The sequence below is a fragment of the Parvularcula oceani genome, from assembly GCF_000733125.1.
GTDB lineage: Bacteria > Pseudomonadota > Alphaproteobacteria > Caulobacterales > Parvularculaceae > Parvularcula > Parvularcula oceani.
Map to the genome: position 1 here is coordinate 300,495 of NZ_JPHU01000002.1, position 21,300 is coordinate 321,794.

Annotated in this window: 22 protein-coding genes; 6 read left to right on the forward strand and 16 right to left on the reverse strand. The window is 67.6% G+C overall.

The window, feature by feature from the left end:
* Positions 1-15 precede the first annotated feature (15 nt).
* Complete coding sequence (locus IE88_RS17090) at positions 16-567, forward strand: DUF2141 domain-containing protein (RefSeq protein ID WP_051881468.1); 552 nt, start codon at positions 16-18, stop codon at positions 565-567.
* 145 nt (positions 568-712) lie between these two features.
* Here IE88_RS17090 and holA read toward each other — a convergent pair whose 3' ends face one another.
* From holA to IE88_RS0103800, 4 genes are all read right to left on the reverse strand, one after another.
* On the reverse strand, positions 713-1,765 hold the full coding sequence (gene holA / locus IE88_RS0103785) for a DNA polymerase III subunit delta (RefSeq protein ID WP_036766525.1): 1,053 nt from the start codon (positions 1,763-1,765) through the stop codon (positions 713-715).
* Positions 1,762-2,403: an LPS assembly lipoprotein LptE gene (lptE, locus tag IE88_RS17095; RefSeq protein ID WP_031550357.1), complete on the reverse strand. Its 642-nt coding sequence runs from the start codon at positions 2,401-2,403 to the stop codon at positions 1,762-1,764. Before lptE ends, holA begins: the two co-directional genes overlap by 4 nt.
* A gap of 1 nt (position 2,404) precedes the next feature.
* On the reverse strand, positions 2,405-5,008 hold the full coding sequence (gene leuS, locus IE88_RS0103795) for a leucine--tRNA ligase (RefSeq protein ID WP_031550360.1): 2,604 nt from the start codon (positions 5,006-5,008) through the stop codon (positions 2,405-2,407).
* A 70-nt stretch (positions 5,009-5,078) separates the two neighbouring features.
* Positions 5,079-5,540 (reverse strand): DUF3576 domain-containing protein, encoded by a 462-nt coding sequence (locus tag IE88_RS0103800; protein ID WP_081871414.1) that lies wholly within the window; start codon positions 5,538-5,540, stop codon positions 5,079-5,081.
* 251 nt (positions 5,541-5,791) lie between these two features.
* Between IE88_RS0103800 and IE88_RS0103805 the strand changes: the two genes are divergently transcribed.
* Positions 5,792-7,060, forward strand: coding sequence for a porin (locus tag IE88_RS0103805; protein ID WP_031550366.1), 1,269 nt, complete (start codon positions 5,792-5,794; stop codon positions 7,058-7,060).
* Here the strand turns inward: IE88_RS0103805 and IE88_RS0103810 are convergent.
* The gene (locus IE88_RS0103810; protein ID WP_051881469.1) at positions 7,057-7,581 is read right to left on the reverse strand and encodes a thiamine phosphate synthase; all 525 of its coding nucleotides are present in this window, start codon (positions 7,579-7,581) and stop codon (positions 7,057-7,059) included. The two genes, IE88_RS0103805 and IE88_RS0103810, sit on opposite strands and share 4 nt — an antisense overlap.
* A 78-nt stretch (positions 7,582-7,659) precedes the next feature.
* Here IE88_RS0103810 and IE88_RS0103815 point away from each other — a divergent pair, with 78 nt between their 5' ends.
* Entirely contained in the window at positions 7,660-8,337 is a 678-nt protein-coding gene (locus IE88_RS0103815) for a YggS family pyridoxal phosphate-dependent enzyme (protein WP_031550372.1), read from the forward strand.
* Positions 8,338-8,351: 14 nt separating this feature from the next.
* Positions 8,352-9,218 carry an SDR family NAD(P)-dependent oxidoreductase gene (locus IE88_RS0103820; protein WP_081871425.1) on the forward strand — a complete coding sequence of 289 codons (867 nt, stop codon included), beginning with the start codon at positions 8,352-8,354 and terminating at the stop codon, positions 9,216-9,218.
* Here IE88_RS0103820 and rimM read toward each other — a convergent pair.
* The 10 genes from rimM to IE88_RS0103870 form a co-directional block, all read right to left on the reverse strand.
* A complete protein-coding gene (rimM, locus tag IE88_RS0103825; protein WP_031550378.1) occupies positions 9,140-9,694 on the reverse strand; it encodes a ribosome maturation factor RimM in 555 nt (184 codons plus the stop codon). The two genes, IE88_RS0103820 and rimM, sit on opposite strands and share 79 nt — an antisense overlap.
* 6 nt (positions 9,695-9,700) lie before the next feature.
* Positions 9,701-10,111, reverse strand: a complete 411-nt coding sequence (gene rpsP / locus IE88_RS18815; protein ID WP_031550382.1) for a 30S ribosomal protein S16 — start codon at positions 10,109-10,111, stop codon at positions 9,701-9,703.
* A gap of 17 nt (positions 10,112-10,128) precedes the next feature.
* The gene (locus IE88_RS0103835; protein WP_031550385.1) at positions 10,129-10,533 is read right to left on the reverse strand and encodes a hypothetical protein; all 405 of its coding nucleotides are present in this window, start codon (positions 10,531-10,533) and stop codon (positions 10,129-10,131) included.
* An 11-nt stretch (positions 10,534-10,544) separates the two neighbouring features.
* Positions 10,545-12,035 (reverse strand): signal recognition particle protein, encoded by a 1,491-nt coding sequence (gene ffh, locus IE88_RS0103840; RefSeq protein WP_031550387.1) that lies wholly within the window; start codon positions 12,033-12,035, stop codon positions 10,545-10,547.
* A gap of 216 nt (positions 12,036-12,251) precedes the next feature.
* Entirely contained in the window at positions 12,252-12,698 is a 447-nt protein-coding gene (locus tag IE88_RS0103845; protein WP_051881470.1) for a methyltransferase family protein, read from the reverse strand.
* 23 nt (positions 12,699-12,721) lie between these two features.
* A complete protein-coding gene (locus IE88_RS0103850; RefSeq protein WP_031550393.1) occupies positions 12,722-13,213 on the reverse strand; it encodes an asparaginase domain-containing protein in 492 nt (163 codons plus the stop codon).
* A complete protein-coding gene (locus IE88_RS0103855; RefSeq protein WP_081871416.1) occupies positions 13,210-14,574 on the reverse strand; it encodes a dicarboxylate/amino acid:cation symporter in 1,365 nt (454 codons plus the stop codon). The genes IE88_RS0103850 and IE88_RS0103855 overlap by 4 nt, the downstream gene beginning before the upstream one ends.
* A 52-nt stretch (positions 14,575-14,626) precedes the next feature.
* Positions 14,627-15,163 carry a cupin domain-containing protein gene (locus tag IE88_RS17100; protein WP_051881471.1) on the reverse strand — a complete coding sequence of 179 codons (537 nt, stop codon included), beginning with the start codon at positions 15,161-15,163 and terminating at the stop codon, positions 14,627-14,629.
* Between the two features lie 102 nt (positions 15,164-15,265).
* Positions 15,266-17,422, reverse strand: a complete 2,157-nt coding sequence (locus tag IE88_RS0103865) for a prolyl oligopeptidase family serine peptidase (protein WP_051881472.1) — start codon at positions 17,420-17,422, stop codon at positions 15,266-15,268.
* Between the two features lie 56 nt (positions 17,423-17,478).
* Positions 17,479-18,036, reverse strand: coding sequence for a CC0125/CC1285 family lipoprotein (locus IE88_RS0103870; protein WP_036766527.1), 558 nt, complete (start codon positions 18,034-18,036; stop codon positions 17,479-17,481).
* 155 nt (positions 18,037-18,191) lie between these two features.
* Between IE88_RS0103870 and hemH the strand changes: the two genes are divergently transcribed.
* Both hemH and IE88_RS0103880 read left to right on the forward strand, forming a co-directional pair.
* The gene (hemH, locus tag IE88_RS0103875) at positions 18,192-19,181 is read left to right on the forward strand and encodes a ferrochelatase (protein ID WP_238319259.1); all 990 of its coding nucleotides are present in this window, start codon (positions 18,192-18,194) and stop codon (positions 19,179-19,181) included.
* Positions 19,178-20,077 carry a histone deacetylase family protein gene (locus tag IE88_RS0103880; RefSeq protein WP_031550414.1) on the forward strand — a complete coding sequence of 300 codons (900 nt, stop codon included), beginning with the start codon at positions 19,178-19,180 and terminating at the stop codon, positions 20,075-20,077. Before hemH ends, IE88_RS0103880 begins: the two co-directional genes overlap by 4 nt.
* On the opposite strand, the gene IE88_RS0103885 is transcribed toward IE88_RS0103880, so the two are convergent.
* Positions 20,074-21,108 (reverse strand): threonine aldolase family protein, encoded by a 1,035-nt coding sequence (locus IE88_RS0103885; protein WP_031550418.1) that lies wholly within the window; start codon positions 21,106-21,108, stop codon positions 20,074-20,076. The two genes, IE88_RS0103880 and IE88_RS0103885, sit on opposite strands and share 4 nt — an antisense overlap.
* Positions 21,109-21,300: the final 192 nt, after the last annotated feature.

Sequence of the window (21,300 nt, forward strand, 5' to 3'; positions counted from 1 at the left end):
AGCGGAGAGATCCCCATGAAGACCCTTCCCCTGATCGCGCTCGTCGCGCTGGCCGGCGTCTCGGCCTGCGGCGGCGATGACGATATCGACGAGATCGAGGATGACGGAACCATCGTCGAGACCGCTGAAGATTTCGGCGACGAGGACATGGCTTACGGAGAAGAAGAGATCGAACCGGTTGCCCTCGAGGAGCCGGCCCTCGGCGGCGAGAGCATGGTGACGGTGACTGTCTCCGGTGTCGAAGCCGATGCGGGCGAGGTCTTCGTCGCCCTCCAGACGGAACAGAATTTCGCCCAGACCGGCGGCGAGTACACGCAGGTGGCCGAGCCGCAGGCGGGCATCGTCACGGTGATGTTCGAGGATGTCGAGCCGGGCTCCTATGCCGTGGCCGCCTTCCAGGACACTGATGGCGATGGCGGCCTGAGCCTTGAGGAAATGGGCCCGACCGAGCCCTGGGGCTTTTCCGGCAATGTCGATCGCACCGCCATGCCCGAATTTTCCGATGCGGCGATCGAGGTCGGGGACATGACGACCGAGGCGACGGTGAACCTTCTGGGCGGCCTTTGAGGCTTTCCCCGCCGGAGCGGGCCTGACCGCCCGCTTCGGCCACCGCGACCTTTCGCGGCCGCCGGAGGATCAGCGCGGCTCCGGCCGTCTAGGTCTGTCCGGGCGATCCTTGCGGCATGGTGATGGCGAGCGGGAGAAGAAGGCCTCAGCGTCTGGCCCGGGCGGCGAGCCGCAGGAGCGCCCGCTCGACGATCTCGCGCTGGGGGGCGCCGGTCCGTTTGGCGCCGAGATCCGCAGCCAGAAGATCCTGGACGGCCTGCTCCAGCGCCGGGACGGTCCATAATTTGAGCTGCTCTGCGAAGGCGCGCTGCTCGGAATAGAAGACCGGCGGGCGCAGGCTCTTCATCGCTGCGGCGGCAGGCTTGCCGTCCCGCACCATGCGGGCGGCGGCGAGGAGGCGCAGGAGCTTGGTCTGGCTGATGCGCAGGATGCCGAGCATGCTCGCCCCCGCCCCTTCCGCGCGATGCAGCGCTTCGGACAGCCCCTCGCTGTCGCCCGCCGCCGCGCAATCCCACACGGCGAAGGTCGCGTCCTGCGTTCCGTCGGCGAGGCAGGCTTCGACATCTTCGAGGCCGACCTGGCGCGGCGCGTCCCGCAGCGCTTTGGGCCCCGCAAAGAGGATCAGCTTCTCGATCTCGGACCGGGTGATGCCGCGATCATCGCCGAGCCGCCCGGCAAAGGCCATCAGCGCCTCTTCCGTGATCGTCAGGTCTTCGGCGGCGAGAGCTTCCCGCACCGCGGCGATGACGTCCCTCGCCTCATCCGCATAGCAGGGCAGGACCGCGGCGGCGGCGCTCTTCTCGCAGGCCTTGCGCAGGGCGGAGGTCTTTTTGAGGTCGCCCGCCTCGACCACGATCACCGCATTCGGCTTGACGCTGCCTGCCTCGATGCCGTCCAGAAGCAGGCGGACGGCCTTGGAGACGGGATCGCCGCCGCCGCGCACGCGGACAAGGCGCTCGCCGCCGCCGAAGGAGAGCGCCGCCGCTTCGTCCGCCAGCCGTCCGGGCTCGGACAGGTCGGTCTCTGTGAACTCGGTCGCCGCCCAGGGGTCGTTGGGATCGTCCGTGACCTGCGCGCCGATCCTGGCGGCCCGTTCGCGCACCAGCCCCTGATCGGGGCCGTAGACGAGCACGACCGGCTTTTCGGCGAAGCGCGTTTTCAGGAAGGCTTCGATGTCGCGTCCTTTGAGGACGGTCATCCCTCAAGGCCCGCCCCGGCCGGGGCCTGCGTGCCTTCTGCGTCCTCGGGGATCGTGGTCCCGGTGCCGGTCGTGTCGCCTTCATCCGAGGGCAGCTCTTCGAGCGGCTCGTCGTCGATCACGGGCGGCAGGGGCACGCGGGCCGTATCGGGCGCCCGGCCCTTGAGATAGAGGGCGACATCGGTCTCGATCCTGCGCGCAAGATCCGTCGCGGCCCGGCGGACCGCGTCCTCCCGCCCGACGAGCGAGGCGTATTGGCTGGCGACGACGCCGTAGGAGACCACCGTCTCGAGCTCATGCCTGCGCACCGCGCCGGTATCGAGATCGGTCAACGTATAGGCGGCGTTGAGGACATAGTCGTAGCGCGTGGTCGCGGCGGCCCGCGTCACGGCGATGGCGCGGCGCTGGTCGCGCAGGGCGACGCGCAGGCGGTAGCGCATTTCCGCGCCCGCCTCGTCCGGCAGGACGTCGCGAAGCGAGTCCGAGACGTAATAGCTGGCATCGGGCGGGCCGCTGACATCGCCGACGAAGACCTCGCGCATCTCGCCGGCGATGCTGTCCCCGCCCGTCGCATAAAGCGGTGTGAAGCCGCAGGCGGAGAGGAGCATGAGCGCGGGCGCGGCGAGGAGCGCTTTCATCTCATCCCACCACGACATTGACGATGCGCCAGCCCGAAGGCTTGTTCGGCACGGCGATCACCTTGCGGACGGTCTGGCCCTCGACGAAGCGCGCCACCGCGGGCTCGGCCAGGGCGGCGGCCTCGACCTCCTCCCGCGTCGCTTCTGGCGAGACCGCGACCTCGCCCCGGCGCTTGCCGCCGACCTGCACCGGCACGGTGACGGTGTCGGCGACGAGAAGCGCCTCGTCGGCCTGCGGCCAGGGCGCGTCGCAGCAAAGGCCCTTCCCGCCGATCTTCTCCCAGCATTCCTCGGCGAGATGCGGGCAGAAGGGCGCGACGAGGCGGCAAAGCGCGGAGAGCGCCTCGGCCGCCATGAAGCGCTCGGCGTCGGTCCCGGTCGCAAGGCCCTTCAGCGCACCGAGGAATTCGTAGAGCCGCGCGATGGCCTTGTTGAAGCGGAACGCCTCGATATCCGCCGTCACGCCCGCGATGGTGGCATGGGTGGCGCGGCGAAGCTCCGTGTCGTCATCCGTCGCGGGCATGTCCGAAGGCGCGGACGCCAGAAGACCTTCCTGCGCCGCACACAGATCGTATACGCGCGTGACGAAGCGACTCGCCCCCTCGACCCCGCTTTCGGTCCATTCGACGTCCCGTTCGGGGGGGCTGTCCGACAGCATGAAGAACCGCGCCGCATCTGCACCGTAGCGATCCGCGATCGCGTCGGGCGAGACGACGTTCTTCTTGGATTTGGACATCTTCTCGATGGCGCCGGTCAGGACGCTGCGCCCCGTTTCGGCATGCGTGGCCGAGCTTCCCTCGATACGGACCTCTTCGGGGAGCAGCCAATTGCCGCTTTCGTCCTTATAGGTCGCATGCGTCACCATCCCCTGCGTGAACAGGTTGGCGAAGGGCTCGTCCTGATCCGTATACCCGCAATCCTTCATGTTCCGCATGAAATAGCGCGCATAGAGAAGGTGCAGGATCGCGTGCTCGATGCCGCCGATATACTGGTTCACCGGCAGCCAGGCATTGGCCTCCGACGGGTTCACCGGCGCATCCGAGGGCTGGCTCGCGAAGCGGGCGTAATACCAGGAGCTGTCCACGAAGGTGTCCATCGTGTCGGTTTCGCGCCGCGCCGCGCCGCCGCAGGACGGGCAGGAGACCTCGCGCCACGCCTTGGCATAATCCTTGTCCAGAGGATTGCCGGGCTCGCCGAAGGCCTCGGCGGGAACGTCCGGCAGCTCCACCGGCAGCTGGCCTTTCGGCACCGGAACGGCGCCGCAAGATTCGCAGTGGATGATCGGGATCGGGCAGCCCCAATAGCGCTGGCGGGAAATGCCCCAGTCGCGCAGGCGGTAATTCGTGGTCCCCTGCCCCCAGCCCATCTCCTCGATCCTGGCAATGGCCTTGGGCAGCGCCTCTTCGACCGGCAGGCCGTCGAGGAAGCCTGAATTGATGATCGTGCCGGGATCGGTGAAGGCCTCGTTCTCGACCGCGAAATCCGCGTCCGCATCGGGCGGGCGGACGACCGTCTTGACCGGAAGGCCGTATTTGCGGGCGAAGTCGAGGTCGCGCTGGTCATGCGCCGGGCAGGCGAAGATCGCGCCCGTGCCGTATTGCATCAGGATGAAGTTCGCGACGAAGACCGGCAGCTCCTCGCACGTGAAGGGGTGCCGTCCAGTGACCGGCAGCGGATAGCCCGTCTTCTCGGCCTTCTCGATCGCCTCTTCGGACGTGCCCGCGGCCTGGCATTCGGCGAGATAGGCGGCGAGGCCCGGATCGTCCGAGGCGTAATGCTTGGCCAGCGGGTGATCGGGCGAGACGCCGAGGAAGCTCGCCCCGTAAAGCGTATCGGGACGCGTCGTGTAGATCGGCAGGCTGTCCATGCCGCCCGGCAGCGCGCCCGCGACGGCCGTGAGCGGAAAGGCCATTTTCAGGCCCTTGGACTTGCCGATCCAGTTGCGCTGCATCTGCTTGACGTGTTCGGGCCAGCCCGACAGCCGCCCGTCGTCGAGCGCGGCGAGAAGGTCCTCGGCCCGGTCGGTGATCCTGAAGAACCACTGGCTGAGCACCCGGCGCTCGACCGGCGCGCCGGAGCGCCAGCCCTTGCCGTCGATCACCTGCTCGTTCGCCAGAACGGTGTGATCGACCGGGTCCCAGTTCACCATCGATTCCTTGCGCTCGATGAATTCCTTATCGAAGAAATCGAGGAAGAGCTTTTGCTGGTGGCGGTAATAGTCCGGCTCGCAGGTCGCGAATTCGCGGTCCCAGTCGAGCGCGAGGCCCATGCGTTTGAGCTGCCCGCGCATCACTTCGATATTGGAGAGGGTCCAGTCGCGCGGATGCTTTCCGGTCTGGAGCGCCGCGTTCTCGGCCGGCATGCCGAACGCGTCCCAGCCCATCGGGTGGAGGACGTCGAAGCCCTGCGCCCGCTTGGTCCGCGCCACCACGTCGCCCATCGCGTAATTGCGGACATGGCCGATATGGATCTTGCCCGAGGGATAGGGGAACATCTCGAGGACGTAATAAGGCCGCTGCGGCGCGGCCTTCGTCCTGTAGGCATCGGCCTCGTCCCAGGCCTTCTGCCATTTCTCCTCGACGCGCGCGGGTTCGTACTTCGCCATGATGTCCTCGAGCTGAACGGGCCTTCTCGCGCCTGTGCGGCAGCGAGGCAAGCGGGCGCGGGCCGCGCCCTCAAAGGCTGTTCAGCCGAAGCTCCCGCGCGCGGCTGAGGATCGCGTTCTCGATCTCGGCGGCGGTCGAGGGATTGACCGGCGCATCGGCCCAGCCCGCCTGCGTCAGCTGCTGGCGGAAGACCGAGACGCGCAGCGCATCGGCCCGCAGCGCGGTGTCGAGGATGAAGACGTTCGCCTTGAACCGCTCGTTCGGCACCTGCGGGTTGGCATACCAGTCGGTGATGATGACGCCGGAGACGGGATCCACGCTGAACAGCGGCATGAAGTCGATCGTCTCGAGCGAGGCCGTCCACAGATAGCGGTTCACGCTGGTCGCCGCGCCGCTGCTGGACTGGATCAGAGGGACATTGCTGCCGCCCGTTCCCGTATCGGCGCAGGCGGCCAGAATGGCGGCCGACCCCGCAATGGCGGTGATCTTGAACGCGCGCAGCGCCTTGGCGCGGGAAATCTGGGACGTCATGCAGAAGCCTTCGTTTCGGACCGCGGCAAGGTAGTGGACGCGCCGGAAGGGTCAATGGCGCCCGCCTTACAGCGAGTTGAGGCGGTGATGGGGAGGCCGGTGCGCGCAAAAGCGTGGCTTTCTCACCACGCCCTCACGGATTCCGGCAGTTTGTGTCACTCAACCTTTGAACAGCGCTGCTAGCGGTATCACACTCTGGGGAACAAAAACGAGAAAGAGGGAGTTCGGGACCGGTGGATCAGCCAGCACGCATGCGCAAACGACAGGGGCCCCGCCGCGCGGCCGGAGCCGCCCTCGCGCTGGCTGCGGGGTTGTGCGCCGTCGATCTCGCCGTGGCGCAGGAACATCCGATCGAGGTGACCGGCGAAGCCACGGTGGTCGGCGGGGTGGTCGACGGCGATGCGCGCGGCGACGCCGATGCGGTCCTCCGGGCGGAGGGTTCGACCCTGCTCGGCAATGGCCTCGAGCTCGGCGCGGGCGGATCGGTTCGCGCGGACGGCGACATGCCGGAGAACCTCTTCGCCGGCGGGCGCTATTCCTCCCTCACCGCGGGCGGGCCGCGAGGGCTCGGCATCTCTTCTGGCGATATCTATCTCGAAGGCGCCTATGTCTTCGCCCGCGGCAGCTTCGGCAGCGTGCATGTCGGCCGCGATGACGGGGTCGCCGCCCGCCTCGCCGTCACCTCCCCGACCATTTTCCGCTCGATCGGCGTGAATGACTGGCGCACGGATCTGACAGGGTTGAACGACGTCCACACGGTGAACGATTTTTCGGGGTCGGCGACGAAGCTCACCTATATGCCGCCGGCCGGGTTCCTCGGCGGATTGATCGGCCAGCTCCAGCTCGGCCTTTCCTATGCCCCGACTCTGGCCGATTGCGGCGGCGACGCCTGCGCGCCCGTGCCGGGCTATGTCGTCCCGTTCGAGCCCGGCGCGTCGATCCAGGAGCAGTCTTGGCGCGACGTGGTCGAGGCGGCCGTCTACTACCAGAACGGCTTCGACGTCGGCAGCGAGCCGCTGCTGGTCGGACTCAGCGCCTCCTATGTCCGGGCGGACGAGGACGAGCCGGTGCTGAGGCCCGGCGCGGTCGCGCTGCCGCTCGGCGATTACAGGTCATATGCGCTGGGGCTGAACCTCGCTTATGGCAATGTGACGGTGGGCGGATCGGTCAAGTCGACCAATGCGGGCATCCTGAAAGAGCGCGACGAAGACTATCTCGCCTTCGATGCGGGCGTGACCTACGAGGCGGGCGACTGGAACTTCATGCTCGGCTATGGCGCGGCGGATGCCGAGCGCGATGCGGGGCTTCTCGTCGGCCCGATGAGCGGCGCCGATCCGGCGCTCATCCCCTATGCGCTCGACCGCCAGACCCAGACCGCGCAGGCCGGCGTCTCCAAGGTCTTCGACCAGGGCGTGACGCTCGGCGTGGCCGCGCAATTCGTGGACAGCGACAAACCCGATCCGCTGGGCGGCAAGGAAGACGCCGCCGCCATCGTGCTAGAAAGCGCGATCCGCTTCTAAGGACCGAAGGCGCCGATCGCCGCGATCCCGCAAAAGGGCGTGCCGATCAGGCGCTTCGTCGAAAGATCGTCGACACCGCCAAGCGCGAAGGCGGGATAAGGCAGGCGCTGCGCGATGGCCGATGCGCGGGCGGGGCCGAGCGCGGCAGCGCCCGGATGGCTTCGCGTCGGGAAGACCGGCGAAACGAAACCGAGATGCGGGCGCAGCGCCGCGGCCTTGGCCGCCCCTTCCCGCGGGCCGTGGACCGAGACCGTCCTGAGCCCCCTGCTCCAGCCATTATGCGCGCCGTCGCCGAAGCTGCCTCGCGCCGTCACGAAGAGGTGCCCCTTGCGCCGGGCCACGACCGCAGCCCTGTGCGCGAGGACGGCCCTGTCACCCGCACGAAGCCCGTAATGCCGGAAGACGATCAGGAGCGGCGGGAGGAGGCCTGCTCCCGGCAGCCGTTCCATAAGCGAAACGATATCCGGATGCCGTTCCTCATCCGTGAAGAGGGCGAGCGCGAAGGGGAGCGGAGAGCGCATGGGCGAAGCCCGGCGGACCGCATTCGCGGCTGCCTGTAGCCTCATGACACGCGCGGCGGTTTGGTTCATGCCGGAGACATGACAGACACAGCCCTCACCTTGAACCTCGAAGAGGTGCGAAGCCGGATCGCCCGCGCAGCGAGAGAGGCGGAGCGGGACCCCGGCGAGATCGCGCTGATCGCCGTCTCGAAGATGTTTCCCGCCGAACGGATCGCGCCCCTGCTTCAGGCGGGGCATCGCGATTTCGGCGAGAACCGCGTGCAGGAAGCGGCATCCAAATGGCCGGAACTGCGCGAGCGGTACGAGGATGTCGTGCTGCGCCTGATCGGGCCGTTGCAGTCGAACAAGGCCGCCGATGCCGTGGCCCTGTTCGACGTGATCGAGAGCGTGGACCGCGAGAAGATCGCGCGCGTGCTCGCCGCCGAGATGGAGAAGCAGAACCGCCCCCTGCCCGTCTATGTCCAGGTGAACACGGGCGAAGAGCCGCAAAAGGCGGGCGTGACGCCCGCCGAGGCCGTCACCTTCGCAAAGCGCTGCCGGGAGGAACATGGCCTGGCGGTGGAGGGCCTGATGTGCATTCCGCCGCAGGATGAGCCGCCCGCCCCGCATTTCGCGCTCCTCCACGAGCTGGCGCGGGAGGCGGGCCTTTTGAAGCTCTCCATGGGCATGTCCGCCGATTACGAGGCGGCGGTGAGCCTCGGCGCGACCTCGGTCCGCGTCGGCTCCGGCATTTTCGGGGAGCGTCCGCCGAAATGAACGAGGAGAACGCGATGAGCGACAGCGAGCTTTATGCGGGCCGCACGGCCCTGGTCACCGGCGCATCGGCGGGCCTCGGCGCCGCCTATGCGCGCGGGCTGGCGCAGCGCGGCGCGGATCTGGTTCTGGTCGCGCGGCGCAGGGACCGGCTTCAGGCCTTGGCGGGAGAGATCGAAGGGCTCGGCCGCAGGGCGCGGGTGGTGACGGCCGACCTGTCAAAGCCCGAAGCGCCCGCCGCCATTCTCGAAGAGATCGGCGCGGCGCCGGACATCCTGATCAACAATGCGGGCTTCGGCCTGCCCGGCACCTATGCCAACACATCCTGGCCAGAGCAGCGCGACTTCCTCCAGCTCATGGTGACCGCCTGCGCCGAACTCGCTCACCATGCCAACATGGCCATGCATGAGCGCGGCTGGGGCCGGATCGTCAATGTGGCGAGCCTCGCCGGGATCGTGCCCGGCAGCGCGGGGCACACGCTCTATGGCGCGTCCAAGGCCTTCCTCATCAGCTTCTCGCAGAGCCTCGCCGCCGAAGGCGAGAGCGCAGGCGTGCGGGCGCAGGCCTGCTGTCCCGGCTTCACCTATACCGAGTTCCACGACGTGAACGGCACGCGGGAGCGGATGAAGGGCGTGTCGGAGCGGATGTGGATGGAGGCGGGCGCCGTGACCGAAGGGTCGCTGGATGCGCTGGAAGACGGGCCGGTCGTCTATGTCCCGGGGCGGGTCAATCAGGCGATCGCCCGCTCATCGCGCCTGATGGGACCCGAACTCGCCGCCAAGGTGATGAACAAGCAGTCCAAGGCCTATCGGCGGACCGAAGGGGGCATGCCGTCATCGGGTTCGGACCCCTCGTCCTCTTCTGGCAGCACGACGACGACGTAACCGCCTTCGAGGCTCACCTCCGGCACGTCCTCCCGCGTGAAGGGCAGGACGATCAGGCCATTGCGGCCGGGCACGGCGGACAATTCGATCAGATCGCCCGCACCGTGGTTGAGGACGGCCTTCACGCGTCCTGCAGGCGCGCCGTCTTCGGTCCTGGCTTCGAGGCCGACGAGATCGTCGAGATAGAACTCGTCCTCGTCATCCGTTTCGGGCAGGCGATCGCGCGGGACAGAGAGCTTGAGGCCGGAATAGGCGTCGCAATCCTCTCGCGCGGTGATTTCCTTCGCCCGCGCCACGAACAGGCCGGGCTTCACCTCGCGGAGAAGCCGGACCGTCAGCGCGCGGCCGTCGGGCGTGAGGAGAGGGCCGTAGGCGGCGACCGCCTCCGGCTCTTCGGTGAAGCTGCGGAGCTTGAATTCGCCCCGCACGCCATGCGCGCCCGCGAACTGGCCCAGTATGACCTTGTCCGCAGGCATGCGGGCTTACTCCGCGGTCTCTTCGGCGGCTTCGTCCTCGGCCGGCGCATTGGCGGCGGCTTCGGCGGCCTCTTTGGCGGCGCGTTCCTTCTCGGCCCGCTCTTCGACGCGCTCTTTCGCCTTCTGGCCCGGCTCGCCCTTCTTGGGGTTGTTGCCGTGCTTCCATTCCATCAGGCCGGCCGTGCCGAGGAAGCGCGCGACGCGCTCGGTCGGCTGGGCGCCGCGCTCGAGCCAGTGCTTGGCGCGGTCGGTGTCGAGCTGGATGCGGTTCTCGTCGTCCTTGGCGAGGAGCGGGTTGTAGGCGCCGATCTTCTCGATGAAGCGGCCATCGCGCGGCATGCGCGCATCGGCGACGACGATCGAGTAATAGGGCCGCTTCTTGGAGCCGCCGCGGGCGAGCCGGAGTTTGAGAGCCATGGTTCTGTCCTTGTCTTTCAGGAGTTCGGGATTGTTTCGATGACGATGTCGCCATCGCTTTCACGGCCGTCCGCGGTGCACGAACGGTAGATCGCTTCGTCCGCCGCCTCGACGGCGAAGCTGGCTTCACGCCGCTCAAGCGGCGTTGCGTCCTTGGGAAGGCGGGTGAAGGCGCTGACCTCTCCCGTGCCGTCCGCGTTCCGCACGATCACGCGGACCGGCAGATCGTCGTTGAAAAGAGCGGTGAATTCGGAGGCGCCGCCGCGCCGGCCGAGGGCCCCGCGCAGCGCGAAGCCCTCCTCGGCCAGAACCGCATCGCGCGCGCAGGCGGCCTCGATCGGTTCCCGGGCATAGTTCATCACGCTCAGCGTCTCGGTCTCGCCGGAGAGAGCACATGCGCAGAGGAGCGTGAGGGGGGCCATCGGAAGCAGCCTCACTTCTTCTTCGGCCCGCCAAGGCCCGGCAGGCCGCCGAGTTTCGAAAGATCGGGCATGTCGCCCGGCGCGCCGCCGAGACCCGGCAAGTTCGGCGCGCCTCCGGGGGCTCCGCCGCCGGGCATTCCCGGCATGCCGCCGCCGAGCATCTTGGCCATGTTGGCCGCCATGCCGCGCTTTCCGCCCTTGCCCATCTTCTTCATCATGGTGGACATGCCCTGATGGGCCTTGAGGAGCTTGTTGACCTCCTGAACGGACGTGCCCGAGCCCGCCGCGACGCGCTTCTTGCGGCTCGCGTTGAGGAGCTTGGGGTTCTTGCGCTCCTTCTTCGTCATGGAGCTGATGATGGCTTCCTGGCGCCGGATCTGATTGTCGCCGAAGCCGCCCGCCGCATCGACGGCGCCTTTGAGTTTCCCCATGCCGGGCATGAGGCCCATGATCGCGTTCATGCCGCCCATCTTGCGCATCTGCGCGAACTGGTCGGCGAGGTCGTCGAGATCGAACTGGCCCTTGGCGAGCTTCTTGGCCGCGGCCTCGGCCTTTTTCTGGTCGATCTCCTCGGAGGCCTTCTCGACCAGCCCGACAATGTCGCCCATGCCGAGAATGCGGCCCGCCATGCGTTCGGGATCGAACGCGTCGAGAGCATCGAGCTTCTCGCCGACGCCGGCGAACTTGATCGGCGCGCCCGTCACCTTGCGCATGGAGAGCGCGGCGCCGCCGCGGGCATCGCCGTCGAGACGGGTGAGGACCACGCCGGTGACCGGCACGCGCGCCTTGAACCGCGTCGCCGTCTCGACCGCGTCCTGGCCGGTCAAAGCGTCGAGGACGAGCAGCGTTTCGGCGGGCTGCGCCACGCCATGAACCTCGGCGACCTCGGCCATGAGCTGCTCGTCGATCGACAGGCGGCCAGCCGTATCGAGCATCACCACGTCGAAGCCCTGAAGCTTCGCCGCCTCCATCGCGCGCTTCGCGATCTGGACCGGCGACTGGCCCTGCATGATCGGCAGGGTCTTCACCTCCGCCTGCTCTCCGAGGACGGCGAGCTGCTCCATCGCGGCCGGACGGCGCGTGTCGAGCGAGGCCATGAGGACCCGCTTCTTCTCGCGCTTCTGAAGGCGCATCGCGATCTTGGCCGTCGACGTCGTCTTGCCCGAGCCCTGGAGGCCGACCATCAGGATCGGCACGGGCGGCGCCTTGGCGAGGTTGAGGTCGTTCTCGCCCTCTTCGCCGCCGAGGGTCTCGACCAGCACGTCATGGACGATCTTGACGACCTGCTGGCCCGGCTTGATCGAGCGCAGCACTTCCTGGCCGACCGCGCGCTCGCGCACGCTGGCCACGAAGCTCTTGGCGACCGGCAGGGCGACATCGGCCTCGAGGAGCGCGATGCGGACCTCGCGCAGCGCCTCCTGGACATCGGACTCGGTCAGCGCCCCGCGGCCGCGCAGGCGGTCGAAGGTGGCGCCGAGGCGATCTGACAGGCTGTCGAACATGCAAAACCTTCCTTCCGGGCCGAGAAACCCTTGCCGCAACGCGTGTCGCCGCCGCGAGGGCGTTACCCCGGCGGCGGGACATCCCCGGCCCCGTCTCCGCTCAAGAGGCGGAGGGTCGTGCCGGTAGACGCAGCTGTGCTCAAGCTGACCCGAATGTGGTCGCGGCTTCTACGCGCGAAGCGGGCCCCGGTCAATCGATGCCCGTCCGCCCCCGGTTCAGATCAGGAACCAGCGCGGCACGCGGGCGGCGTAGCCGGGATAGGTATCCGGGAAGAGGCGCCGCAGGGCCGCTTCCTCGTGCCGGATCTGAAACCGCGTGAGCACCACTGGGAAGAGGCTCGCGATCAGGAGCGGCGAAAGGCTGCCCATGCCGAGCGCCAGCCCGAGGAGGAGGATCGCCATTCCCAGATACATGGGGTTCCGGGTCACCCGATAGATGCCGCCGGTGACGAGACCGCTGGCTTTTTCCGGCGCCATCGGGTTCACGGTCGTGCCCCGGCGGCGGAAGGCGAGGACGCCCGCGGCCATGACGCCGATGCCGCAGACGACCAGCGCCGCCGCCAGCGGCGTCTGTCCGGGCAGGTGCCATGCCGCCAGGGGCAGGATCCAGCCGGCCAGCGCCATCGTTCCCGCGAACAGGGCGAGCCAGACGAGGGGCGGCACAAGCGGGCCTGCCCCTGCCCCGCTCATGCGTCGAAGCGGCCGAGCCGCTCGTTCTTGCGCACCTCCTGCGCGGGGAAGACGCGGCCGTTCATCACCGCGAAGACGCCTGCGGGCAGGGTCTGCGCCGCGATGATCGCGCCGCCGAGGTTGAAGGCGGCGTCCGAGACGAAGAGCGAATGGGGCCGCATGGCGCCGGTCAGCACCACGGTCTTTCCCTCGATCTTCCCGTCGAGATAACGCGCGGTCTCTCCCATGGTGGAGGTGCCGTGGGTGACGACCAGCGCCGCCTCCTTCGCCTTGACGATACGCTCGAGGAGAAGCGCCCTATAGGTGTCGGTCATCTCGAGGCTGTCGATCTGGAAGAGCTGCTCGGTCTCTGGCCATTCGCAGCGCGCGTTCTCCAGCACTTCGGGCACCTGGCTTTTGCCTGCGCCGGCGAAGGCGAGCCCTTCGGTGCGCCAGTCATGCACCTTGTCGAGCGTGCCGCCGGTGGTGAGGATGCGGACGGGCTTCATGCCGGCACCGTCGCATCGACCTTGCCGTGACGGAAGACCTCCTCGTCGAGCTCCCCTTCCCATTTGGCGACGGCCGTGGCGACGGCCGCGTCGCCCGTCACATTGGTCGTGGTGCGCATCATGTCGAGGAGGCGGTCGAAGGGAAAGACGAGCGCGATCACCGCGACCGCCTGTTCGATCGTCACACCGAAGGTCTGGAGGACCGCGACGGCGAGGAAGAGGCTGGCCGACGGGATGCCCGCAGCCCCGATGGAGGCGGCTGTGGCGGTCACCGCGATGCCGACATACTGGCCGAGCGTCAGGTCGATGCCGACCATCTGCGCGGCGAAGACCGCGACGATGCCGAGATAGATGGACGTGCCGTCCATGTTGATCGTCGCGCCGAGCGGCAGCACGGACCCCGCCACCGATTTGTGGACGCCGAGATTCCGGCTGACATTGGAGATCGTCACCGGCAGCGTCGCCGAGGAGCTTGCCGTCGAATAGGCCGTGCTCATCGCGTCGAGAATGCCGCGCAGGAACCTGCCGAAGGGCAGGCGGAGGACGACCCGCACGAGGAAGCCGTAGACGAAGAGGATCTGGAAGGCGCAGGCGAGATAGAGGGCGCCTGCGAGCTTGCCGAGATTGACGAGGACGGCGAGGCCTTGCGTGCCCAGGACCCAGGCCATCAGGGCGAAGACGCCATAGGGCGCGAGCGCCATGACGAAGCCCGTCAGCTTGAGGATCGCCTCGGCCGCCGATTCGATGCCGCGCCCGATGGAGCGCGCGCCCTCGCCCGAGGCGAGGATGGCGACGCCGAACAGGATCGAGAAGAAGATGACCGCGAGGATGTCGCCCTCGACCATGGCGGCGAGCGGGTTGGCGGGGATGACGTCGAGGAGCTGCTGGACCACGGTGCGCTCGGCGCCCGCCGCCGCTTCGAGCCGCGCCGTCACCGCAGCCGAGGCGGCGTCCGCGCCCGCTTCCATGTCGAGGCCGATGCCGGGCCGCCAGATCACCGCCATGATCAGGCCGAGCGTCACGGCGAAAACCGTGGTCGCCATGTAGAGGAGGATCGTCCGGAGCCCGAGCGAGCCGAGCTTCTTGGGATCGCCCATGGCGATGACGCCGGCGGTGAGCGTGGTGAAGATCAGCGGGACGATGAGCATCCGGATCAGCTTCACGAAGGCGTCGCCGATGGGTTTCGCCTGCGCCGCCGTCTCGCCGAAGAGATAGCCGAGAAGCCCGCCCGCGAAGAGGCCGATCAGAACCCGCGCCCAGAGCGGCAGGTTCATGCGGCCGAGCACGAAGAGCCCGGCGAAGGCCGCCAGCGCCAGTATCCAGAAGCCCCAGGCGCCGAGCCCTGCGAGAATGCCAGCCATGTCCTGCCCCTGCCGTGCGAAGCGGGCAGCCTAGCCGTGCCCGCCGGTCTTGTCAGGGCACGGGATAGAAGGGCCTCGCCTCTTCGGGCAAGGCGTCCGGCCGCATCTCGATATCGTGCTCGACCGCGACGCGTCCCACGAGGGCGCCGAAGGCTCGGCCATCCGCCGGCGCCTCTTCGCGCAGGGCGAGGACCAGGGCGTCGAAGAAGTCCTCGAAACGGTTCTCGCCCGAAACCATGACCAGCATTTTGAGAGGCGTTTCGCCGGCATTCCAGAAGGCGTGCTGATGCCCCCGGGTCAGCGCGGCAAGCGCGCCGGGCCCGGCGGTGACGGCCTCTTCGCCGTCGAGCAGCGTCACCTCGCCTTCGAGCACGTAGAAATATTCGTCCTCCGAGCGGTGGACATGCGGCGGGGCCCCGCTGCTCTCAGGCGGAACTTCGAATTCGTAGAAGGTGACGCCGCCCTCGCTCGCCCTGCCCGAAAGGAGAAGGCGGACGGGATGGAAGGGGACGGGCACCGCCTCCCCCTCTCCCGCCGGCACGATGACCGGCGGATGGAGCGCGGCGATGGCCGCCAGCATCGAGATCATATCGCGGAATCCCTCTCTTCCCCGGCGGAAATCTACGCTTCGGCGGGAAGAGAGAGAAGTATGACCGGCAGCGCCCCCTTCGGGGCCCTGCCGCCGCCGGGATCAGTCGCCGGTTGTCCCGCCATCCGCCTCGAGGCCGAGGGCGTTGGCGAAATAGGTGTATTGCAGCGCGAGCCGCTTGGCCGTCTGCTCGAGATTCGCCGCGGCGCCGTGACCGCCCTCGATGTTCTCGTAGTAGAGGAAGGGCTGGCCATACCCCTGCATCTTCCTCGCCATCTTGCGGGCATGGCCGGGATGGACCCGGTCGTCCTTGGTCGAGGTGAAGAAGAAGGGCCGCGGATAATCCTCGTCCTCCTCGAGGTTCTGATAGGGCGAGATCGTCTCGAGGAAGGCGCGCTCTTCGGGCACGTCCGGGCTGCCATACTCGCCGACCCAGGACGCCCCGGCGAGGAGCTTGTGGTAGCGCAGCATGTCGAGGAGCGGCACGCCGATGCCGATCGCCTGGTAGAGGTCGGGGCGCTGCGTCATCGACACGCCCATCAAAAGGCCGCCATTCGAGCCGCCGAGTATGCCGAGCTGCTCCGACGTCGTGATGCCTCTGTCGATCAGATCCTCGGAGACCGCGTAGAAGTCGTCATAGATCTTCTGACGCTCGCCCTTCAGCCCCGCCTGGTGCCAGCTCGGGCCGTACTCGCCCCCGCCGCGGATATTGGCGATGACGTAGACGCCGTCATTCTCGACCCAGAGCTTGCCGGTCGTACCGGAATAGCCCGGCAGGATCGGCACCTGGAAGCCGCCATAGCCGTACTGGATCGTCGGCGCGGGTCCGCCTTCGAGCACGTCCTTCTTGGCGATGACGGTATAGGGGATCTGCGTGCCGTCGCTGCTGGTCGCCTTGTATTGGGTGACCGTGACCCCTTGGGTGTCGAAGAAATCGGGCGTGCGCTTGATCGGCTCGGGCTCGGCGTCCGCCGCCTTGTAGTAGAGGGTTTCCGGCGTCACCGGATCCTCGTGATAGAGCAGCATCTCGCCTGTCACCTCGTCGATGGAGGCGACGTTGACGACGCCGTTATCGGGCAGCGCCACCGGTTCGGACGACCAGCCGTCATCGCCCGGCGCGAAGCGCAGGATGCGGCCGTTGATATCGTCGAGAAGCGAGACATAGATCGCATCGGGCCCGGAGGAGACCGACTGCACCGCCTGGCTGTCCGAGGGCGAGAAGACGAGCTGCGCTGCTTCGGCCTGCGGGTCGTAGGCGACGACGCTGCCGATCGGGAAGGACTGTCCACCGAAGTCCCAGTCCTCGTTCAGGCTGACGATGATCTTGCCGTCCAGATAGCCGGCGAGGTCGACCTTGGAGGGGAAGGGCAGTTTCTCGAAGCTGCCGTCTTCCATCCGCAGGTGATGCTCGGAATCGTAGAAGGTCACGGCGCGGACGATGCCGCCGACATGCTCGCCGCTCTTGTGATCGTAGATCGAGAACGGCCAGACGCCGACATCGCTCGTTTCGCCCTCGAAGAGAACCTCCGCCTCCTCGAAGGGCGTGCCGCGGGTCCATAGGCGGGTCTTCACCGGATAACCCGAATCCGTCGCGCCATCCGTGCTGGTGCCGACCAGCATCTCGGTCTCGCCGAGCCAGGCGAGCGATGCCTTGGCTTCTTCGAGCCGGTAGCCGCCCTCGACGAATTCCCGGCTGGCGATGTCGAATTCGCGGCGGACGGCCGCATCGGAGCCGCCGCGGGACAGGGTCAGGATGCAGCGCTCATAGTCGGGCTCGAGGCAGGAGGCGCCCTCATAGACCCAGTTCTCGCCCTCTTTCTCGGCGAGCGCGTCGATGTCGAGGATGACGTCCCAATCGTCGGAGCCCTCGACATAGTCGGAGACCGGCATGCGCCGCCACAGCCCGCGCACGTGATCCTGGTCCTGCCAGAAGTTATAGGCATAGCCGCCGCGCAGCGAGGCGGCGGGGATGCGCTCTTCCGAGGTCAGGATGGCGCGGGCCTCTTCGAGCAGGGCCTCGTAGCGCGGATTTCCCTGCAACTCTTCGAGCGAGCGGGCGTTCTGCTCGCGGACCCAGTCGAGCGCGCGTTCGCCCTCGACCTCCTCCAGCCAGAGATAGGGATCTTCGCTCGCGGCGTTCGTGCTCTGCATCGTCTCGTCCTTCTGGGCCATGCCGGGCAGTTGGGCCGCATGGGCGGACAAGGAAAGGGCGGCCGTTCCAAGAAGGAAGGCCGCCCGGAGTTTGGTTTTCGCTGTCATGACTCGTTCCGTTCGCATCGGACGAGCCTAACCGGCCGAGAGGCTTTGCGGAAGCGTCAGCCCTGCTCTGCCGTGCGGATGACGGGTCCGAGATTGTTCACGACTTCCTGGGCGTCATAAGCGGTCAGCGTGTCCTGGGGCTTCTGGCCATTGCCCATCACGATATAGGCGATGGCGGTATAGCGGTTGCGCTCGCGCAGATCGAAATCCCCGAAGCCCGGACCCCAGGGGTAGCCGAACCCGTAATAGGGGAAGGCGCGCCCATAGCCGTAGTAATTGTAGAAGCCGGGGCCATAGCCGGTCAGCCCGAGGCTCGACGTGCCGGTATAGTTCGTCGTTTCCTCGGTGTCGTCCTCGACCACCACGAAATAGTCGAAGCCGTTCTGCAGCGTCAGCTCCGCCGCGCGATAGAGAAGATAGGTCTCCACCGTATCGCGCTGGGTGGAGCTGTTGCCGCGGAAGGTGATCCGGTAGCGGTCATTCTCGATCTTCTGGTCGGTGAACCCGTAGCCCGAGCCTTCGGCAGGCGCATAAGGGGTCGAGGTGGCGCAGGCGCCGAGCGCCAGCGCTCCCGCCCCTGCGAGCGCGGCGCGTCGCCATGTCGTCTTGTTCATCGCCCTGTCCTCCTTGCATTCCCCTCATAGATAGCGCACCCCCTCGCGAATGCGACCGAACAATGGCGTAAGGTAGACAAATCATAATGTTAGCCAAACCTTCAGAACGAAGCTCAGAACTTCCCGCAGAGGAATTGCCGCAAGGGCACCCGCCCGTGCGTCAAGGACGGATCGGCGTTCTGCTGGTCAATCTCGGCACGCCGGAGGGCACGGATGCGTCTTCGGTGCGCCGTTACTTGCGCGAATTCCTCTCCGACAGGCGGGTCGTGGACTATCCGAAGGCCCTGTGGTGGCCGGTCCTGAACGGCGTCATCCTCAATGTGCGGCCCAAGAAGACCGGCGCCGCCTATGCCAAGATCTGGCGGGAGGAAAGCGATGAGAGCCCGCTGCGCTATTACACCCGCGAGCAGGCCATGCGGCTTCAGGACCGCTTGGGCGACGCGGCGCGCGTGGACTGGGCCATGCGCTACGGCGTGCCGGGCATTGCCGGCCGTCTCGACGCGCTTCAGGCGGAGGGTTGCGACCGCATCCTGATCGTGCCGCTCTACCCGCAATATTCGGCCACCACGACGGCCACCGTCATCGATGCCGCCTTCGCCCATCTGGCGCGAAAGCCCTGGCAGCCGGCCATCCGGACCCTCCCGCCCTTCCATGACGAGAGCGCCTATATCGCAGCGCTGGCCGAGAGCGCGAAGGCGCATGTGGGGCCGCAGACAGAGCGCGTGATCCTGTCCTTTCACGGCCTGCCGCAGCGCTATTTCGCGGCCGGCGACCCCTATCACTGCCATTGCCAGAAGACCGCACGCCTGCTGCGCGAGGCGATGGGCTGGAGCGAGGCGTTCGCGCCGGTCGGCTTCCAGTCCAAGTTCGGTCCGGAGAAATGGCTCGAGCCCTCAACCGAGAGCCTCGTCCGCGCGGCCGCGGCGGAGGGAAAGAAGCGCGTCGCGGTCATGGCGCCCGCCTTCGTCTCCGATTGCATCGAGACGCTCGAGGAGATCGGCATCGGACTGGCGGAGATCTTCGAGGAAGCCGGCGGCGACGCGCTGACCGCTGTCCCCTGCCTCAATCTCGACCCCGCTTTCCTGGATGCGGTGGAGGCGCTGGTCCGCCGCGAGCTCGGCGGCTGGCTTGCGGCCTCCTCGTGATCTTCTTCGCCTCGAACGCCTTCGGCCTGACCCTGCCCGAAGGGCATCGCTTCCCGGCGGAGAAATACGCCCTCCTGCGGAAGGAACTCCTGGCGACGGACGTTCTCACCGAGGAGCAGATCGCGGTATCCCCGCTCGCGGACAGGCAGACGGTCCTGCGGGCCCACGACCCGGACTATGTCGATGCGCTCGAAAGCGGCAGCATCGATGCGCGGGCGATGCGCCGCGTCGGCTTTCCGTGGTCTGAGGAAATCCCGCTGCGGGGACGCCGGACCGTTGGCGGGCAGCTCGCCGCCGCGCGCATCGCGCTTCAGCATGGCCTGTCGGGCCAGATGGCGGGCGGGACACATCATGCGCACCGGGAATTCGGCGCTGGCTTCTGCATCTACAACGACCAGGCGGCGACTGCGCTCACGCTTCTTGAAGAAGGCCTGGTCGACCGTGTGGGGATCATCGACCTCGACGTCCACCAGGGCGACGGCAATGCCGCGCTGCTGGCGGATCGCTCGGACGTGTTCCTGCTCGACGTCTACGGAGAGAAGAATTTTCCCTTCCGGAAGGTCCCGGCGACGCTGAACGTGCCGCTGCCCGACGGGACGGAGGACGATGCCTTCCTGCGCGCGATCGAGGAGCACCTGCCCCAGCTCTGGCAGTTCGCGCCGGATATCGTGCTTTACCAGGCGGGCGTCGATCCTCTGAGCACGGATCGCCTTGGCCGCCTCTCGATCAGCTATGACGGCCTCGCCGCCCGCGACCGCCTCGTGCTGGAGGGTTGCAGGCGGCGCGGCATCCCCTGCTCCATGGCGATCGGCGGCGGCTATGCCGTGCCGATTTCGGATACCGTCCGCGCCTACGCCAACACTTACCGGGTGGCGAAGGCCGTCTACGGCTTCTAGCGAAGCGCTTCTTCGAGCGCAGCGATATCCGCATCCGCCGTGACATAGCTCGTCACGAAGCGGCGCGCCTTGCGGTCATGGGCGTCATTGGGCTGGATCCAGTCATAGAATTGCGCGCCTTGCTCGCGGAGCTTCTCCGCCAAACCGTCCGGCATGGTGACGAAGACCTCGTTGATCTGGGGGGGAAGGATCAGGTCGATCGCCTCGTGCCGCGACATCATCTCGGCGAGGCGCGCCGCTGCGTCATTGGCGTGCCCGGCCAGATCGAGCCAGAGCCCGTCCTTGAGATAGGCCGACCACTGCACGGAAAGGAAGCGGTGCTTCGACCAGCTCAGTCCGGCCCGCTTCTGGCGCCAGGGCAGCTGCTCGGCCAGCGCCTTGTCGAAGCAGATGACCGCCTCGGCCGCCATGCAGCCATTCTTCGTCCCGCCAAGGCAGAGGACATCGACCCCTGCCTTCCAGGTCAGCTCGGCCGGCGTTCCCGCGCCGGATGCGACGGCACCGGCGAAGCGGGCGCCGTCCATGTGGACCTTCAGGCCGAAGGCTCGCGCGACCTCAGCGAGCGCCCCGATCTCATCCGGCTGATAGACCGATCCCCATTCCGTGCCTTGCGTCAGGGACAGCGCGGCCGGCCGCACCCGGTGATATTGGGGCGGTGAATAGACGGAGAGGGCGTCGCGTAGCGCCGCCGGGGTCAGCTTCCCTCCCTGCCCCGGCACGGTCAGGACCTTGGCGCCGCCGGTATAGAATTCCGGCGCCCCGCACTCATCGATATGCACATGCGCATGCTCATGCGCCATGACCGCACCCCATGGCGGCATCATGCAGGCCAGGGCGAGGCCGTTCGCCGCGGAGCCGGTGGTGACGAAAGCGACCTCGACCTCCCGCTCGAAGGAGTCGGACAGAGCGGCGCGCGCCGCCTCGGTGGACGGGTCATTGCCATAGGCCGGCGCATTGCCGCCATTCGCGGCGACCATCGCATCGAGGATATCGGGATGGACGCCGGCCCAATTGTCTGAGGTGAAGAGCATGCCGCTCTTTGCCTTCGCCGGACCGGAGCGGTCAATATCGCCCCGCCGCGCTCTTCGGCCGATGCTGACGCTTCGAGCCCGCGCCGCACTTTTGCGGCCTCGGGCCCGAAAGTGCGGCTTCGCTCTTCCGCGCCTCCGGCAATAGCGGCTTGGTGAACCCGGCTCCTGAGGGGTCATACCGCCGACAGAACG